Below are 16,417 nucleotides of genomic sequence, written 5' to 3'. Positions count from 1 at the left end.
GAAACGTGTCGATCAGTACAGCACGACCGAGCGGATCGACTCGCCGCGCTTCATCAGATCGAAGCCTTCGTTGATCTGGTCCAGACGCAGCGTGTGCGTGATCAGGTCGTCGATGTTGATCTTACCCTCCATATACCAGTCGACGATCTTCGGCACGTCGGTGCGACCGCGCGCCCCGCCGAACGCCGACCCTTTCCACTCGCGGCCCGTCACCAACTGGAACGGACGCGTACTGATCTCCTGACCCGCGGCGGCCACGCCAATGATGAACGACTGGCCCCACCCCTTGTGGCAGCATTCGAGCGCCTGACGCATGGTCGTCACGTTGCCGATGCACTCGAACGAGTAATCGGCGCCGCCGTCGGTCAATTGCACGATCGTGTCGACGACGTTTTCGACGTCATTCGGATTGATGAAGTGCGTCATGCCGAACTTCTTGGCGAGCGCCACGCGCCCCGGGTTGATATCGACGCCAATGATCTTGTCGGCACCGACCATCTTTGCGCCCTGGATCACGTTCAGGCCAATGCCGCCGAGGCCAAACACCACGACGTTCGCCCCTGCCTCGACCTTCGCCGAATAGACCACGGCGCCCACGCCGGTCGTCACGCCGCAACCGATGTAGCAGACTTTGTCGAACGGCGCGTCCGAGCGCACCTTGGCGACGGCGATTTCCGGCACGACGATGTAGTTCGAGAACGTGGACGTGCCCATGTAATGGAAGATGGGCTTGCCGTCGAGCGAGAAGCGAGACGTGGCGTCCGGCATCAGGCCGCGGCCTTGCGTACTGCGGATCGCCTGGCACAGGTTGGTCTTGCGCGACAGGCAGAACTTGCACTGGCGGCATTCGGGCGTGTACAGCGGAATGACGTGATCGTCTTTCTTCAGGGTGGTGACGCCCGGACCAACGTCGACGACGACGCCTGCGCCCTCGTGGCCGAGAATGGCAGGGAAGATGCCTTCCGGATCGGCGCCGGAGAGTGTGTAGTAGTCCGTATGGCAGATGCCGGTGGCCTTGATCTCGATCAACACCTCGCCGGCGCGCGGCCCTTCCAGATCGACTTCCTCGATGGTCAGGGGTTTGCCGGCTTCCCAGGCAATGGCGGCTTTGGTCTTCATGGCGATAATCCTCGTTGCAACGTCGTTCGGGGGAGTCCCTTCGCGACGTAACATACCGCGTTCTCAAGACGCGCGCGAGTCTTGACACGCCATGTCAGCGGAAATAGCGGGGCCGGGGGCACGGATTGCGTGACGGCGGCGCGAGGTCAGCGTCGGGCGCCGCTGCCCAGCGGTGCCACGAGGTGATAAAAGCTGCGCATGTCGACGGGCCGGGCGAACCAGAATCCCTGCGCTTCGTCGCATCCCAGCTCGGTGAGCCGCTGGGCCTGCGCCTGGGTCTCCACGCCCTCGGCCGTCACGCGCAGGCCCAGCGAGTGGGCCATCGCAACAATCGCGCTCACGATGGCATGGCTGTGGGCATGCGTGAGCATGTCGCGCACGAAAGTCTGGTCGATCTTGAGGCGATTGACGGGGAAACGGGTCAGGTAGGCGAGGCTGGCATACCCCGTGCCGAAGTCGTCGACCGCGATCTCCACACCCATGTCGTGCAGTGAGCGCAGACAACCGACCGCGGCGCTCGAGTCCCCGAGCAGCACGGTTTCCGTGATCTCGATCTCCAGGTGACGAGGTTCCAGCGCATGCGCGCTCAGGGCACGCTCGACCATGCCCACGACGTCCTGCCGTGCGAACTGCTGCGCCGACACGTTGACGGAGATGCGCGGCAGATGGCCGCACCGCCGCAGCAGACGGCTCGCCTCGCGGCAGGCGGTTTGCATCACCCATTCGCCCAGCGGCAGGATCAGTCCCGAGGTTTCCGCGATCGGGATGAATTCCGCCGGCCCGATGGCCCCAGCGCCGGGTGACGCCAGCGCAGAAGTGTTTCCGCGTGGCGGATCTCGCCGTCGGACAGACTGACTTGCGGCTGGTACACGAGATGCAGTTGCGCGTGCGTCTGCTCATGCACCGCGACGCGCAACAGACTCTCGAGTTCGTTGCGCCGCCGCGTCTGCGCGTCCATCTCGCTGCTGAAGACGCGCAGTCCGCCACCGGCGGCGCTGGCGATACCCAGCGCAATGTGGGCGCGGCGCAGCAGCGTGTCGGGGGTATGGCCGTGTTCGGGATAGCTGACCGCGCCGATGCTCGCGTCGAGCGCGACGGCATTTTGGTCGACGTCGGCCCATTGGGCGAGCCGTGCCTGAATTCGAGCGGCGAACAGACGCGCGCCGTCGCCCGTTTCGTTGGTGACGATGACGAACCGGCTGCCGCCGAGGCACGCGAGGGCGTCTTCGGGGCCGCTGGCTTCGCGCAGGCGTTCGGCGGCGATGCGCAGCGCCAGCTCTGCGGTCGGTGGACCGAAGGTGCTGCGCAATTGGCGCAAGTGATCGAGTTCGACCAGCAAAACCGTCAGCCCGACCTGCTGGCGCGCGCAACGATGAATCGCCAGTTCGAGCCGTTCGTTGAGCAGCGTCTGGTTGGGCAACTGGGTGACCGGGTCGTGATGCGTAACGTACCAGAGCCGGGACGCCACCTGCACCTGTTGCGAGAGGTCGAGCACGATGCCCACCCAACGTCGTTCGCCGGGGGCATGTTCGACGCAGGAAAGCGCCAGCCGTACGGGCAGCCAACTGCGCACATGTGTGAGCAGATGCCATTCGTCGTCATACGGTACCGCTTCGGTGGCCGACAGACTGGCCAGCGCTGGCAGGCGACGACGCGTCAGCTCGGACGGATCGAGCAACGACAGGAAGCTGCGCTTGCCCAGCAGGTCATCCGGGCGATGGCCCGTCAGCCGCGTGAACGCGCCGTTCATTCGCTCGAGCATGCCGTCGTCCGTGCAAACGAACATGGCATAGGGCGCACTGTCGAGCGCGGCGCGGCTCAACTCGGCTTGTACGTCGGGCACCCGACGAGGCACGGGATCGTTCATGCCCGGCCCCCCCGAAAGCCGGCCAAGCCGGACTTCAGGAACGTCATGCAATACCTCCCTGGCGTCGTGATTTTTATCTCGAAAATCGAGAGATCCGATCGCCGAATTTCTTTTGTTTTTCAAATGGTTGTGCGTACCATTCTGCCATGAGGAATGCGCGCGCGGGCAAGGGAAAACGCGGGGGCGATGGGGTTCCGAAAATGCGTGGGCACGCGCATGCTGTGGGCTGCGATCCGCCGCGGGCGCGCCTTGAATCGAGGCGGCCAGCGACGGCAAAACGCCGGCCGCGGCGAGGGGTGACCGGGGCATTCCTATGGCCCGAGCGCGATCCCTTCGGTATGATGCGGCCTGATTCACGCGGGTTTGCGCAGCACGCCGGTCAAGCCTCGCGTGACGTGCCCGCCACCACCGACATTCGGCAAAAGGAAGATAGCGTTGCATAACGCGTGGACATCGACGAGCGGTATGACCCGGGGCCTCTGGCGAGAACGTCGGACGCCTCGTCGTCTGCGCGCGCCCCTGGCGTGTTTTCTGTGGTTTGTGTGTTGGGCCACGTTTGGCAACGCATTTGCACAGACGCCGGAGGCCGCCACTGCACCCAACGTGCGGGACGCCAACGTGCGACAGGTGGTGCTCGGCATCATCAGTTTCACCCGCTGGCCGACGGACCCCGCCAAGGTGCGACTGTGCGTGGTCGGCAATACCGACTACGCGCGCGATCTGCTCGCCGGGCCGTTGCCCACCCTGGGCTTGCCGGTCGAGGCGAAGCGTGTTGCGGTGACGGAGCCTGCCATTGGTTCGTTGTGCGACGCGTTGTATCTCGGTGCCGTGAGCGACACCGAGCGTCGCCAATTGCTGGCGAACCTCGCCGGTCACCCCATTCTGACGATCAGCGAGCGGAACGACTCGTGCACGCTCGGGGTCATGTTCTGCCTGAACGTCGATTCGGAGCGAGTGACGTTCGACATCAATCTCGACACCGTTGCGCGTAGTGGCGTTCGTGTCCACCCCAACGTGCTCAAGCTGGCACGAAAGCCGGGGACACCATGACGACCCACCGTCCTTCATCCTCGCCCATGCCGCCCGGCGCTTCGTCGGTCGCCGGCCTGCTGCCTGCCGACGCATCGGCCGAAGGCGAACGTGAGCCGCCGTTGGCGACATCGCATGTCGCGGCTCCCGACCCGATGCGCGGTCGCCGGCCGTCGTTGCAGGGCATGCTGCGCCGTACCCACTTGCGCCTGGCCGTGTCCGCCGTCGTGCTCGCAGCGGTCTCGCTGTCGCTGGTGGCATGGATCGCCTTGCGCGCGTATGCCGAGAACAATCTTCTGCTGATCGGGCGCTCGCTTGCCTACACCACGGAGGCCGCCGTCGTGTTTGGCGACCGCGTGGCGGCTCAGGAAGCGATTGCGCTCATCGCGAGCGACGAGGACCTTGTTCAGGTGCGGGTGTTCGATGCGAACAATGCGCCGTTCGCGCAGTGGCGTCGTCCAGACGGCGGGGCCCTGACACAAGTCGAGCGCGTGATCGCGAACTTCGCGCTGCCCGGACCCGTGACAATGCCGATTCGTCATGACGGAAAAGTCGTCGGCACGATCGATGTGCAGGGGCAGGGGCATCAGTTCTTCCTTTTCCTGCTGAGCGGGGTGGGCGGCGTGCTCGCCTGCCTGCTGGTGACATTCGCCGTGGCGAACGTCCTGGCCAAACGGATGCACCGCGATATCGTCAAACCGTTGCGGGCACTGGCGGAAGTGGCCCACGCGGTGCGCCGCGAGCGAGCGTTTCATCAGCGCGTGGCGGCGACGCCACTGGCCGAACTGAAGGAACTCGGCGATGACTTCAACGCACTGCTCGACGAATTCGAGGGGTGGCAGAATCACTTGCGCGCGCAGAATGCCACGCTCGCGCACCAGGCCAATCACGATCGGCTGACGGGGCTGCCGAACCGGGCGTATTTCGAATCGCGCCTGGTGCAGGCGCTTGCCGACGCGCGCGAAATGGGCACGCACGTCGCGCTGCTCTATCTCGACAGCGACCGTTTCAAGGAAATCAACGACCAACTAGGGCACGGTGCGGGTGACGTGGTGTTGATGACCATTGCCGAGCGTCTGCGCCAGCCGCTGCGCGAGGGCGATCTGGTGGCGCGTCTGGGCGGCGACGAGTTCGCCGTCATGCTCGTGGGCGTGCGACAGACGTCGAATGCCGTGCGTCTCGCGCAGAGCCTGCTCGTGGCGATGGAAAAACCGATTGTGCTGCCGGATGGCGGCGAAATCGTCACAACGATGAGTATCGGTGTCGCGTTGTACCCGACCCACGCCGAGGACGCCGCCGCGCTGCTGCGCACGGCGGACGCGGCCATGTATCAGGCCAAGCGTGCTGGCGTCGGCACCTGGTTTGTGGCGGGTAGTCCCAAAGGGTGAACCAACGTGAATTGCGCCATGCTGAATTAGCACCATAACCATAATTGACGACCGGATGACACACTGCCATGGGGATCTGCTTTGGACTTCGCTGTTGAAACGCACGACACGCACGACACGCACGACTCGCATTCTGACCTTTCGCGCCGCGCAATGGTGGCCCATGGCGCTCGCGTCCTCGCTCGATGGAAGGCGTTGGCTCGCAAGCTGATGGGGCTGGTGTGCCTAGTGGGATTTGCCGCCCTGACGGGCTGCCAGACCACGCCCGTGCACGGCCTGACGGCCGAGCAGATCGCGGCGCTGAAATCTGAGGGCTTTACGCAAACCGAAGACGGTTGGGAGTTCGGCTTGTCCGACAAGGTGTTGTTCGATACCGACGAGTTTGTGATTCACGATGCGGCGCGCCAGACAGTGGCTCGCATCGGCCGCACGCTCCTGAAGGTTGGCCTGAACAGTGTGAGCGTCTATGGCTATACGGATTCAATGGGCAGCGACGCCTACAACGAGCAGCTTTCGGCACGCCGCGCCGACGCGGTGGCCGACGTGCTGGTCGAGGCGGGCATGCAGCGCGCGGCCATTCAGACGATCGGGGCAGGCAAGCGCAATCCCGTTGCGGATAACAGCACGGCGACAGGCCGCGCGCAGAACCGGCGCGTTGCCATCGTCATCTCTACGCGCTGAGCGACGACACATCCCGTTTCGTTCTGCCAAACCCGAGGGTGCCGCGGTACCCTCGGCGGTGACGTCAACCGTTGCCAACGACCACAATCAGGCACAATGACGGCTGCCGCCGGGCGATTCCGGCTGAACTGCCTACGTTGTCCCGATGCTCCCGACGTTTCTGATTCCCCGGTCTTCCTCTGCCGACGGCAGGCCCATGCGCACGCTCCGTGCGCTGCCCGTTGTCCTGATCCGTGGGGTGCTCGCCGTCGTGGCGACGGCCACGGTGACGACGGCCTTCGCGCAGAACGCGCGCGTCGGCGTGTGGGCGACGGCGCCGCAAGCGGTGGCGCAACATCCGGCGGCGCCGTCTTTCAACCGAGCGCCGGCCGTGGGCGGGCGCACCGTGCGTCAGATTGTCTATCCAACACTCTCGGGAAGTGAAGTCCGCGTGCGTTTCTCGAACGCTTACGGCACGCAGCCGCTGGTGATCGAGCGGGCAAGCCTCGCCGTGGCGCTACGCGGCGCGGCTGTCGATGCCGGTAGTCTGCGCGAGATGACGTTCGGCGCTCAGCCGACGGCGCGGATCGCACCGGGGGCCTCGCTCGAGAGCGACCCGTTGCCGTTCGCAGTTCGCGCCGGAACGCCACTGGCGGTGAGCCTCTTCACGCGCGAAGCCACCCCCCGACGACTTGGCACAAGATTGCGCAAGAGACGGCGTTTCTGAGTGGCGCCGGTGACTTTGTCGATGCCGCACAGGCATCGGCTTATCCGAAGCGCTTCACGAATACACTTTGGCTGGCCGGCGTCAGCGTGGTGCCGGCGCTTCCCGCACAAGCGATCGTCGCCATCGGCGACTCGATCACGGACGGCATGCGCAGCTCGTTGAATGCCAACCGGCGCTGGCCGGATGGGCTGGCGCGGCGGCTGGAGAATGCCGGACGACGCGATATTGCCGTGCTCAATCTCGGCATCAGCGGCAATCGCCTGCTGCACGATTCGGCCTGCTACGGCGAGCGGCTTGTCGCTCGCTTCCGGCGCGACGCGCTGGAACAGCCCGGTGTGCGAACGGTCATCGTGCAAATCGGCATCAACGATATCAATTTCGGTTACGTGCCGCCCCATGCGGGACTCGACTGCGATGTGCCGCATGTGATCGTGAGCGCGCCGGAGATGATCGCGGGGTATCAGTCGCTGATCGCCGCCGCGCGTTCGCACCACGTTCGCATCCTCGGCACGACCATCCCGCCGGGCAAACTGCCGCCCGAGCGCGAGGCGGTGCGTGACGCCGTCAACCAATGGGTGCGAACGAGCGGGGCCTTCGATGGCGTCATCGATTTCGACGCCGCGCTGCGCGATCCTGCCCAGCCGACGCGCTTGCTCCCACGTCTCGATAGCGGCGACGGCACCCACCCGAGCGATGCAGGCTACGCCGCCATGGCCGACGCCGTGCCGCTGCCGCTGGTCCTCGGCGGGGCGAAGTGAGCGCAAGACAGCGCGTTCTCAGCCCTCGCGCTTTACACCGATCGTGACGTGTTGCAAGCGCTCGACATCGGGCGAATGCAACCACGCCGGATCAGCGAGGCAGTGGCGGAACAGCGCGGTCGCGTCGTCTCCCCAGTACAGCACCCCGTCGAACGCGAACGTCGGCACGCCAAACACCCCGGCGGCAATCGCGGCCTCGGTGTTTTCGCGCAAGGTGGCCTTGACCGCCGGCGTTTCCGCCAGCGCGACGGCCTCGTCGGCGCGCAGCCCGAGCCGTGCGCACAAATCCTGCCAGCCCTGCGGGTCGGTGACATCGCGCCCTTCGGCCCAGATGAAACGGTAAATCGTACGCACCACGTCATGGGTCGCGCCGAGCGCTATCGCCAGGCGCAGCACGCGAATCGGATGAAATGGGTGGACGGGCGGCATTCGGTAGGTAATGCCGTCTTGCTCGGCGCGGAACTGCGCCATGCGATACGTGAAGAGGCGTTTGTGCGGTGTCTCTGCCGGGCCCTGCGTTTGCAGATGCGCCAGGATCGCGCCGAGCACGATCGGCTTGAGGTCGATGTCGAGCCAGCGCGGCAGCGTGTCGAATCGCTCGAATTGCAGGTACGCGAAAGGGGACGCGAAATCGAAATACCACTGCGCGCGGCGCGTGGGCGTGTTGACAGCTTGCGACATGGGTTCGGTCTCCGGGGGAGGGGGCTGATCGACGCTTCCAGGGGGTTTCGGAGAGTGTAGCGACCCACGGCAGGGGTTGGCTTGGGATGTTATGCGCAAATGCAGGCGCAAACGCAGGCCCATAGGCCCTTCGATTCGGGTATGACGTGCGAATCGATGAATTATCGTATTTATGGATAATTCGTATTTGATATAACGATTTTTATTATTTAATCGACGTTCGTAGACTTGTAGTCATTCCAGAAGCGAGGCTGTGATGACAACAAAAACCGATACGACTCCCCCTCCCACGGCCAGCCGTCCTAACGCGTTGGTGCCGGACCGTCAGAATCCGTGGGCAGGCCTGATTCTCTCGACCGTCATCGCGTTTGCCGCGCTGTTGTTGGGGCGTCAGATGCCGCTGGTCGGCGGCCCTGTGTTCGGCATTCTGCTCGGTATCGTCGTTCGCAATGTGTTCGCGCCCGGTGCACGGTATGAAGCGGGCATCCGGTTCGCCTCGAAGTACGTGCTCCAGTGGTCGATCATTGCCCTCGGCTTCGGCCTGAGCCTGTCGCAGGTGGCGCATACGGGCCTGGAGTCCTTGGCAGTCACAGCCGTGACGGTTACCGCCGCCGGTCTGTCGGCCTGGGCGCTGGGCCGCGCACTGGGTGTCGGCGGCAAGCTCAAGCTGCTCATCGGCATTGGCACGGCGATTTGCGGCGGATCGGCGATTGCGGCCGTCACCCCTATCATCAAGCCGGACGACCACGAAACGGCATTCGCGATCTCGACCATCTTCCTGTTCAATATCGCGGCCGTGGTGCTGTTCCCGATGCTCGGTCACCTGCTGCATCTTTCCGATCTGGGATTTGGCATGTGGGCGGGTACGGCGATCAACGATACGTCGTCGGTGGTCGCTGCCGGTTACAGCTACAGCAAGACCGCAGGTGATTACGCGACCATCGTCAAGCTCACGCGTGCCACGCTGATCATCCCCATCTGCCTGGCGCTGGCAGCGATTGTGGCATACCGCGCCAAGCGTGCCGGGGCCGCCAACTTCAGCCTCGCCCGCATTTTCCCGTGGTTCATCCTCGGTTTCCTGATCGCCTCGGGAGCGCGCACGGCGGGGTTTGTGCCGGCCGAGCTGCAACCCTGGATTCATGACGCAGCAGAATTCCTCATCATCGTCGCTCTCACGGCCATCGGCCTGTCATCGAACCTGCGTCGCATGGCATCGACCGGCGTACGTCCCATCCTGCTGGGGCTGGGCGTATGGGCTGCGGTCTCGGTGAGTAGCCTCGCGGTGCAACTGGCCATGGGCCAACTCTGACGCGCCGGGCGGTCGACGTCGTGTGCAAGTAGCGCAAATCCGGCGGGCAAGCCGGGTTGCGTCGCCTAGAATGGAATCACGGACGACCGCGGGTCGTCCGTGATGCCTTTTCAGGAGGCCGTCATGACAACGTCTTTTGGTGAGATGTGGTACACGATCGGTGCCCTGGCCGTGATCGTGCTGCTGGCCGGGATGGTGTGGGAGCTGGGTCTGTGGTGGACGCGACACCCCGATCATCGCGCGGTGCAGCGAGTCGGGCACGCGTGGGCGAGAATTCGTCACCCTCGGCATTGATGGCCGGACATCCGGCGTTTCGGATCGGTCGCGGGGGCTTCACGCCGTGCGGCTGACGTGTGTCGGCCGACGCAAGGGCGTTGGCTGCGCCGTTCAGTCCAGCTTCAAATGCCGCGGTACGTTGGGGTCCCAGCGTTCAAGATCTTCGAGCGGATAAGGCTTGCTGCCATGCAGCGCGCGCTTGAAGCGGCTCTTGCCGCTGGGGCGGGGGACGTTAGGCAGCGCGGCACCCGCCGGCGTGCCGGCCAGATCGAGGTAGTCGCGCTTGAACTCAGCCTGTGTCATTCCCCACTTCATCAAAAACTCGCGACTGCCGCGATTCTTCACCACACGCCCTGTCGAGCGGCATCCGAAATGATAGACCACGCTCTTGCCCACGATGCGGAACGTGCGGCAGCCGACGAGCCACAACTTCATCAGAAAGTCGTCGTCGCTACTCATGCCCGGCCCGAATTCGATGCTGTAGCCGCCGACCAGATGCCATAGTCCGCGGCTCACCAGCGTGGGCTGCGTCGGCACGCCGTTCACGTCGCTGCGGTTCAGCGAGGCGGCGAAGGCCAGCAGGGCGGTTTCGTCAAATGTCTGCGGGGTCGTGCCGAAGTCGTGCGATATCACTTGTTTGCTGACGCCGGCGTTCGGTTCGATCATCACCGACGAGAGGTAATAGATCGGCGTATCGAGCGCACGGGCGGCGTCGATGAGCGCGGTGTCCCAGCCTGGCGTGACGAACATGTCGTCGTTCAGGAAGAGCAACTGATCGTGTGATGCCAGCGGCGCGAGCTGATTCAGCGCGAGGCAGACCCCCACGTTGCCGACGCTGTGCGTGTAACGCAACCCCTGTTCCCGAACCCATGCCAGCGTGCCGTCGCTCCCGTCGTTGACGTGCACGAGGATCTCGTGCGCCTCGCCGGAATGACGGCGAACGCTATCGATGCACAGCTTGAGAAACGGTAGGTTGTTCCAGGTGGGAATCAGGATGCTTAGCATGGGGGGAGGCGGGCGGTTATTTGCGCTCCGTTGTGCCGGTCGTGTCTACGTTCTCAGATTTAGCGGGACACGCGATCGCGGCGAACACCGCCAGCATCGTCGCATAAAACGCGGTCGTGACCTTGAGATTGAAGGTCTCCACGGTCAGCCCAAAGATGAAGAACGCCACGGCGGTGAGCAGACCGAGCAGGCCGGTGCGGCGGGCTCGCTTGTCTCCACGGCGAATACAGAGGATGAAAAACCAGGCCGGTACGAAGTACACGGCAAGCATGGCGATAAAGCCGCCGATGCCATAGTCGGCGGTGTAGGCAAGAATCTGATTGTGGACCTCTCCACGTCCCAGCTCGGCGGCGGTTGGCGTGATGATGCCTTTTTCTGCCATCGGTGCCATGGCATCGTGGAAGCCGTGCGCGCCCAATCCCGTGACAGGGTTTCGGACAATGAGGAGAAGGGCTGCCTTGTATAGCTCCAGCCGTACGCCGACAGATGAGTCGGGTTGCCCCTTGGCCATGTTCGACAAATCGAGCGAAATATCTGTGAACATACGTGTGCGAACGGTCTGCGAGAGACAGATCGGCAACACAATGGCGGCACACAGCACGATAATTGCCGCCCCGCGTGCGCTGCGATTCAGCGCTTTGCCGCCGATCCAGATGCACAAGATGACCATCACCGGTAGTGCAATCCAGCCACCCCGCGATAGACTGGCCCACGACGCATAACCACCGGCCAGGGCGCCTACCAGTTTGACGATTACCCCCAACACGTGGTCTCGCTTGAGCCAGTTGATCGAGAGCGCTGACAGCACTCCCAGCAGCAAGGCGATGTCACCGAAATGAATCGGATTCAGGAATGTGCTCTCTGCTCGTGCCGCTAGTTCGATGACCGAATAGGACGCCATTACGGCTGCCGCAACCGCCCCCAAGGGGAGGCCGAACGACACCCAGGCGGGCAGGTTCTCGCTGAGCCGTCGCAACGCGAACATGACCACGATCGCGATCAGAAACCGGGAGGGCGAGTCAAGCGTGTTGCCGGCGACATGCCCGTGAATCAACTCGCTCAACATTACGGCAGCGAACGGCAGGCAGAGCGCGATGGTGAAAACAGTCAGGGCGTGACGCGGCATGACCGACGCCGATGGCGTCGGCACAGGCGTTCGCGCGTCCGCGACAAGCACGTAAAGACTGCATGCAAGCAGAAGGAACATCACGACGTTTCCCCCGCGAGGTACGACTAGCGTCGCAGCGGGAAAGAGAAGAAGCAATGCACCTAGAATCGATGTAACCGCTCGCCGTCGAATGCTGGACGGCAACGTCGAAGTGAGGGGCATGGGGTACTGAGGACGGATCCGCTAAAAATTAGCGAGAAGTATGCCAGAAACAGTCCCCAACAGTCGGGTTTTGCGTCCTCCGCGTGAAATCGCGTCGCGCGCGACGCTTGTCCCGAGCACTACAAATTCATCGCCCCCAGCACGCCGCACAGATGCAGCGCCACGTGAGTCCAGGCGGCTTCATCGTACGACTGGCCTTCGCGGGCCAGCCGCTGTGCCTCGTGAAACGCGCGCCAGAGGGCGGCGGCGCTCGACGGGGTGCCGCCGGCCAACTGATATTGACGTTGCAGGGCCTCCGCCAGCCACGGCTGCTCATGGGCACAGGCCTCGGCGTATGCCTCGACCGCGACGCGGGCATAAGGGTCGCCCGCGGGATCCAGCACGACCGGCTGGCGGGGGACCGAGCGCGGGATCGCGGACAGGACGTGGCGCTCGGCGGCGCTGTGGCGTGTGGCGTGATGTTTCATCAATGATGATCTCGTCTCGGTGACCGCGCCAAGGCCGCTGGCGCGGAATCGCTTGCGCGGACTCAGTCGCTTTCCATCTCTCGGATAAACAGCATGGCTGCATGCTTCGCCTGATCGATGCTGGTGAAGGTGCGGCCGTCCATGGGCCAAACGTCGACCAGCACCGCATAATTGCCGGGCTGATCGGCCTGCATGATGCGTATGTAATGCTGCCGGAACACGCACCGAGCAAGTTCCACGGTCGGATGCGGTCGGTGGAAATGGGGGGTTGCCATGACAGTCTCCAGATATACGGCCCTCCGGCCTCGACGGGCCGTTGCAAGACAGCCAGCAAATCTCGTGCCAAGCCTCTCGAGACGGTTAAGTGCATGATTTGTAAGGGGCGGGGCAGCGCTTGCCACCGACGCCCGACATAAAACGTTACGGAAACGAAACACGGCGGGAACGCCCGGCCGTAACAACCTTTCCCGGATGTCGCATGCCAGGCCATTTCGGGTGCCGGTTTTCTGTTCCCGCTAGAATCAGAGACTTCCGGCACTCACCACCGCCCATCACACCGCATGAACCTGCGATTTCTCGAAACCTTCGTCTGGCTCGCCAAGCTGCGTAACTTCCGTCTGACGGCCGCACGTCTGCACACCACGCAGGCGGGCGTGTCGAGCCGGATCGCGTCGCTGGAGCAGAGCTTCGGGGTGCGCCTGTTCGACCGCAGCGCCCGGGAGGTCACGCTCACGGCGGCCGGGCAGAAGGCGCTGGCGTATGCGGAGCGCATCGTCATGCTCGGGCAGGAGATGAAACGCGAGTTGACCGATCCCGACATGCCGCCGGGGTGCTCAAGATCGGTGTGGTCGAGTCGATCGTGCATAGCTGGTTTCCGGATCTGGCCGCGCGAATTCGCCACGACTATCCGCAACTCGAGATTGAAGTCACCAGCGAGACGACCATCCGACTTTGCAAGCAACTCGAAGCCGGTACGCTCGACCTCGCGCTGCAAACTGACGTTCTGCACGGCGCGGGCATCGAGAATTTGCCGTTGGCCGAATTTCCGATGCGCTGGGTGGCGAGCCCGAAGCTCAATCTCGAAGGCGAAACGCTCGATGTGGCCGATCTGGCGGCGTACCCGCTGGTGAGCTTTTCGCGCAACTCCGGCCCGCACAAGACCCTTGAACGCATGTTCTCGGTGGCGGCCGAGCGGCCGGTGCGCGTGAACTGCATGACCTCGGTCGCGGCGATCATCCGGCTGGTCGTGGACGGCTTCGGCGTGGCGATGCTGCCGCCGGCCATCATTCAGCGCGAACTGGGCGAGCACAGCCTGCATTTGCTGCGCGTGAACGCCCATTTCCCCAACCTGTCGTTCGTCGGGTCGTTCCGCCAGGGCGCACTGCTCGCCGAAAACGTGGCGCGCCTCGCGCAACGCACGGCCAGCGAATTTGCCCTGAACATGGGGCCGGACATCGCCATCCCACCCGCCGCCGCCATGACCGCCCCGGCCTGGGGCGCCGCCGAATCCTGAGCCTTCGGCGCTCGGCCCCGATCCTCGCCATGCCCAGCGCGCACACGCCCCGCGCCGCCACCGCCCGACATCGGTCATAAGAATTTTCTGTCGCGGCGAATTTGATTTCTTGTTGGACGCGTTTTCCCCCGTTTTGCACACTCGGCGAGACGGTCGACCCGCGAGCATCGCGTGTTGGCCGGCCTCCCGATTGTTGAAACCGATGGAATGCCTCATGACTGCGACTGCTCCCCGCGCCCAACTCTGCATCTGGACGAATATCGATCCGGCCTTCGACGCTGACTTCAACCGCTGGTACGACCGCGAACACATGCAGGAGCGTGTGGCCATTCCGGGCTTCAAGTTCGCTCGTCGCTTCAAGGCCCTGCACGACTGCGCGCGCCCCTATCTGGCGCTTTACTGCACGCAAGACGCCGCCGTCTTCACGAGCGAACCTTACGCCCGGGCTTTCCAGCATCAAACCGAATGGTCGCTGCGCAACTTCGCGCGCATGCAGGGCACACAGCGCCGTGTCGGCACGCTCGATATCGAGGCGGGCGAAGGCCAGGGCGGCATGCTGGCCATGTTCGTGCTGAGCGAGGCGGTCGTCACCCAGGCTCATGCGCGGCTGGGCGCGCAGCTCGCCGAACTCGCACAGGGCGACGGTATTGTCCGCGCCACGCTCCAGGTCACCGTGCCGACGCTGTCGGTCTCGCTCACCGCCAAGGACGCGCCGCTGCCGCCCGCCGATGCCGTCGTACTGATCGAAGGCACGGATCAGGACACAGTGCGCGCCGCCGCGCAATCGCTCGCCGCCGCCTACGGGGTGCCGGCCGGAGAAGTCACCCGCTTTGCCATGTTGTGGCGTCTCGGCGCCAACGACGACTGACGTCCCGCCATCCTCTCGCGGGATCCGGCCGTCCGGTGCATCCCGCAGACACCCTGGAGACATCCATGACAACGTATTCCGACACCCACGACGCTCGGCAAACCGACGCCGCCACCCCCTCCACCGCGGCCGCCACCGGTCATGCGAACCCGAAAAAAGGGCGGCTCGCGACCGCCAGCATGGTGGGCACTACGCTCGAGTGGTACGACTTCACCGTCTACAACACGCTCGCGGCGCTCGTGTTCAACCATCTGTTCTTCCCGTCGGTCGACCCGTTGGTCGGCACCATTCTCGCCCTGTCGACCTATGCCGTGGGCTACGTGTCGCGGCCGCTTGGCGGCTTCGTGTTCGGCAATCTTGGCGACAAGATCGGACGGCGCGCCGTGCTGGTGCTCACGCTCGTGGTGATGGGACTGACGACCGGCCTGATGGGCGTGCTGCCCACGTACGCGTCGATCGGTATCTGGAGCCCCGTGTTGCTCGTCGCCCTGCGCTTCGTGCAAGGCGTCGCGCTTGGCGGCGAATGGGCGGGTGCGGTGCTGCTGTCAGTTGAGCATGGCGATCAGCGCAAGCGCGGGTTGAATGCGTCCTGGACGCAAGTCGGCCCATCGTTCGGCACCCTGATCGCGACGGGCCTCATCGCGCTCATCACGCTGTCGATTTCCCCCGACGACTTCCTCGCGTGGGGTTGGCGCCTGCCGTTCCTGCTGAGCCTCGTGCTGGTCGGCTTCGGTCTGTGGGTGCGTCGCGGTGTGGAGGAAACGCCGATGTTCGAAGCGATGCAGCACTCGGCGCGTCAGGCGGACATGCCGATTGCCGAAGTCTTCCGTTCGCACTGGCGTAACCTGCTGGTGGCCGGCGGCTCGCGCATCGGCTCGGACGTGCTCTACGCGCTGATGGTCGTCTTCACACTGACGTATGTGACGGGGACGCTGCACCTGTCGCGTCCGCTTGCACTCACGGCCGTGCTGGCCGGCACGGCGTGTAATGCGCTGACGGTGCCCCTGTTCGGCGCCCTGTCCGATAAGCTGGGTCGCCGCCCGGTGTATGGCTTCGGTGTGCTGTGCGCGGTGATCTGGGCATACGGCTTCTTCGTACTGCTCGATACGTCCCACCCAGCACTGATCGTGCTGGCGGTGGTGATCGGATTGGTGATTCACGCGATCATGTACGGGCCGCAGGCGGCCTTCGTCACCGAGCAATTCCCGACGCGGGTGCGCTACGCCGGTTCGTCGCTGGCCTATACGCTCGCGGGCATTCTCGGGGCGGCTTCGCACCGCTCATCATCGTGACGCTGTACAAGACATACGGCACGACGGTCTCGGTGTCGCTGTATGTCACGGTGGCGCTCGCCGCCACGGCCATCGCGCTCCTGGCCGCGCGCGAGACGGCACACCTGCCGCTCAAAGACTGAGGGGAC

General features: G+C 64.4%; 14 protein-coding genes and 3 pseudogenes. 9 read left to right on the top strand and 8 right to left on the bottom strand.

Annotated features, from left to right (window positions below; translation table 11 throughout):
* Positions 1 to 12: 12 nt before the first annotated feature.
* The 3 genes from DRB87_RS18975 to DRB87_RS18970 form a co-directional block, all read right to left on the bottom strand.
* The gene (locus DRB87_RS18975; RefSeq protein ID WP_130026990.1) at positions 13 to 1,119 is read right to left on the bottom strand and encodes an S-(hydroxymethyl)glutathione dehydrogenase/class III alcohol dehydrogenase; all 1,107 of its coding nucleotides are present in this window, start codon (positions 1,117 to 1,119) and stop codon (positions 13 to 15) included.
* A gap of 146 nt (positions 1,120 to 1,265) precedes the next feature.
* Complete coding sequence (locus DRB87_RS23775) at positions 1,266 to 1,880, bottom strand: EAL domain-containing protein (RefSeq protein ID WP_370364027.1); 615 nt, start codon at positions 1,878 to 1,880, stop codon at positions 1,266 to 1,268.
* Positions 1,859 to 2,986, bottom strand: a complete 1,128-nt coding sequence (locus tag DRB87_RS18970) for a sensor domain-containing diguanylate cyclase (protein ID WP_240756065.1) — start codon at positions 2,984 to 2,986, stop codon at positions 1,859 to 1,861. The genes DRB87_RS23775 and DRB87_RS18970 overlap by 22 nt, the downstream gene beginning before the upstream one ends.
* Before the next feature lie 603 nt (positions 2,987 to 3,589).
* Between DRB87_RS18970 and DRB87_RS18965 the strand changes: the two genes are divergently transcribed.
* The 4 genes and pseudogenes from DRB87_RS18965 (at position 3,590) to DRB87_RS24350 (ending at position 7,548) form a co-directional block, all read left to right on the top strand.
* Positions 3,590 to 4,036, top strand: a complete 447-nt coding sequence (locus tag DRB87_RS18965) for a YfiR family protein (protein ID WP_240756064.1) — start codon at positions 3,590 to 3,592, stop codon at positions 4,034 to 4,036.
* A gap of 134 nt (positions 4,037 to 4,170) precedes the next feature.
* Complete coding sequence (locus tag DRB87_RS18960; protein ID WP_130027972.1) at positions 4,171 to 5,403, top strand: diguanylate cyclase domain-containing protein; 1,233 nt, start codon at positions 4,171 to 4,173, stop codon at positions 5,401 to 5,403.
* Positions 5,404 to 5,484: 81 nt separating this feature from the next.
* Positions 5,485 to 6,084: an OmpA family protein gene (locus DRB87_RS18955; RefSeq protein ID WP_305037076.1), complete on the top strand. Its 600-nt coding sequence runs from the start codon at positions 5,485 to 5,487 to the stop codon at positions 6,082 to 6,084.
* 196 nt (positions 6,085 to 6,280) lie between these two features.
* Positions 6,281 to 7,548, top strand: a pseudogene (locus DRB87_RS24350) (SGNH/GDSL hydrolase family protein).
* Positions 7,549 to 7,566: 18 nt separating this feature from the next.
* Here DRB87_RS24350 and DRB87_RS18945 read toward each other — a convergent pair.
* A complete protein-coding gene (locus DRB87_RS18945; RefSeq protein WP_130026988.1) occupies positions 7,567 to 8,229 on the bottom strand; it encodes a 2-hydroxychromene-2-carboxylate isomerase in 663 nt (220 codons plus the stop codon).
* Positions 8,230 to 8,485: 256 nt separating this feature from the next.
* Between DRB87_RS18945 and DRB87_RS18940 the strand changes: the two genes are divergently transcribed.
* Positions 8,486 to 9,538: a YeiH family protein gene (locus DRB87_RS18940; protein WP_130026987.1), complete on the top strand. Its 1,053-nt coding sequence runs from the start codon at positions 8,486 to 8,488 to the stop codon at positions 9,536 to 9,538.
* Positions 9,539 to 9,661: 123 nt separating this feature from the next.
* A complete protein-coding gene (locus DRB87_RS23130) occupies positions 9,662 to 9,832 on the top strand; it encodes a hypothetical protein (protein WP_165385362.1) in 171 nt (56 codons plus the stop codon).
* A gap of 93 nt (positions 9,833 to 9,925) precedes the next feature.
* On the opposite strand, the gene DRB87_RS18935 is transcribed toward DRB87_RS23130, so the two are convergent.
* The 4 genes from DRB87_RS18935 to DRB87_RS18920 all read right to left on the bottom strand — a co-directional run bounded on the left by DRB87_RS18935 (position 9,926) and on the right by DRB87_RS18920 (position 12,891).
* Positions 9,926 to 10,819, bottom strand: coding sequence for a glycosyltransferase family 2 protein (locus tag DRB87_RS18935; RefSeq protein WP_130026986.1), 894 nt, complete (start codon positions 10,817 to 10,819; stop codon positions 9,926 to 9,928).
* Between the two features lie 16 nt (positions 10,820 to 10,835).
* Positions 10,836 to 12,026, bottom strand: a complete 1,191-nt coding sequence (locus DRB87_RS18930) for an O-antigen ligase (RefSeq protein WP_165385361.1) — start codon at positions 12,024 to 12,026, stop codon at positions 10,836 to 10,838.
* Between the two features lie 242 nt (positions 12,027 to 12,268).
* On the bottom strand, positions 12,269 to 12,616 hold the full coding sequence (locus tag DRB87_RS18925) for a hypothetical protein (protein WP_130026984.1): 348 nt from the start codon (positions 12,614 to 12,616) through the stop codon (positions 12,269 to 12,271).
* Positions 12,617 to 12,678: 62 nt separating this feature from the next.
* Positions 12,679 to 12,891 (bottom strand): hypothetical protein, encoded by a 213-nt coding sequence (locus tag DRB87_RS18920; RefSeq protein WP_130026983.1) that lies wholly within the window; start codon positions 12,889 to 12,891, stop codon positions 12,679 to 12,681.
* A 285-nt stretch (positions 12,892 to 13,176) separates the two neighbouring features.
* Between DRB87_RS18920 and DRB87_RS18915 the strand changes: the two are divergent.
* From DRB87_RS18915 to DRB87_RS18905, 3 genes and pseudogenes are all read left to right on the top strand, one after another.
* Positions 13,177 to 14,129 (top strand): annotated as a pseudogene (locus DRB87_RS18915) (LysR family transcriptional regulator).
* 214 nt (positions 14,130 to 14,343) lie between these two features.
* On the top strand, positions 14,344 to 14,997 hold the full coding sequence (locus DRB87_RS18910) for a DUF4286 family protein (protein ID WP_130026982.1): 654 nt from the start codon (positions 14,344 to 14,346) through the stop codon (positions 14,995 to 14,997).
* A gap of 65 nt (positions 14,998 to 15,062) precedes the next feature.
* Positions 15,063 to 16,411: pseudogene (locus tag DRB87_RS18905) on the top strand (MFS transporter).
* Positions 16,412 to 16,417: the final 6 nt, after the last annotated feature.

It is taken from the genome of Pandoraea sp. XY-2, assembly GCF_004193915.1.
In the GTDB taxonomy this organism is placed as follows: domain Bacteria; phylum Pseudomonadota; class Gammaproteobacteria; order Burkholderiales; family Burkholderiaceae; genus Pandoraea; species Pandoraea cepalis.
Note: the sequence above shows the minus strand (reverse complement) of the source record. Positions and strands in the feature narration are given on the sequence as shown.

Coding starts and splice junctions, on each gene's coding strand:
- DRB87_RS18975 (WP_130026990.1), bottom strand. CDS start 1,119: ATGAAGACCAAAGCCGCCATTGCCTGGGAAGCCGGCAAACCCCTGACC.
- DRB87_RS18970 (WP_240756065.1), bottom strand. CDS start 2,986: ATGAACGATCCCGTGCCTCGTCGGGTGCCCGACGTACAAGCCGAGTTG.
- DRB87_RS18960 (WP_130027972.1), top strand. CDS start 4,171: ATGCGCGGTCGCCGGCCGTCGTTGCAGGGCATGCTGCGCCGTACCCAC.
- DRB87_RS18945 (WP_130026988.1), bottom strand. CDS start 8,229: ATGTCGCAAGCTGTCAACACGCCCACGCGCCGCGCGCAGTGGTATTTC.
- DRB87_RS18940 (WP_130026987.1), top strand. CDS start 8,486: ATGACAACAAAAACCGATACGACTCCCCCTCCCACGGCCAGCCGTCCT.
- DRB87_RS23130 (WP_165385362.1), top strand. CDS start 9,662: ATGACAACGTCTTTTGGTGAGATGTGGTACACGATCGGTGCCCTGGCC.
- DRB87_RS18935 (WP_130026986.1), bottom strand. CDS start 10,819: ATGCTAAGCATCCTGATTCCCACCTGGAACAACCTACCGTTTCTCAAG.
- DRB87_RS18930 (WP_165385361.1), bottom strand. CDS start 12,026: ATGTTCCTTCTGCTTGCATGCAGTCTTTACGTGCTTGTCGCGGACGCG.
- DRB87_RS18925 (WP_130026984.1), bottom strand. CDS start 12,616: ATGAAACATCACGCCACACGCCACAGCGCCGCCGAGCGCCACGTCCTG.
- DRB87_RS18920 (WP_130026983.1), bottom strand. CDS start 12,891: ATGGCAACCCCCCATTTCCACCGACCGCATCCGACCGTGGAACTTGCT.
- DRB87_RS18910 (WP_130026982.1), top strand. CDS start 14,344: ATGACTGCGACTGCTCCCCGCGCCCAACTCTGCATCTGGACGAATATC.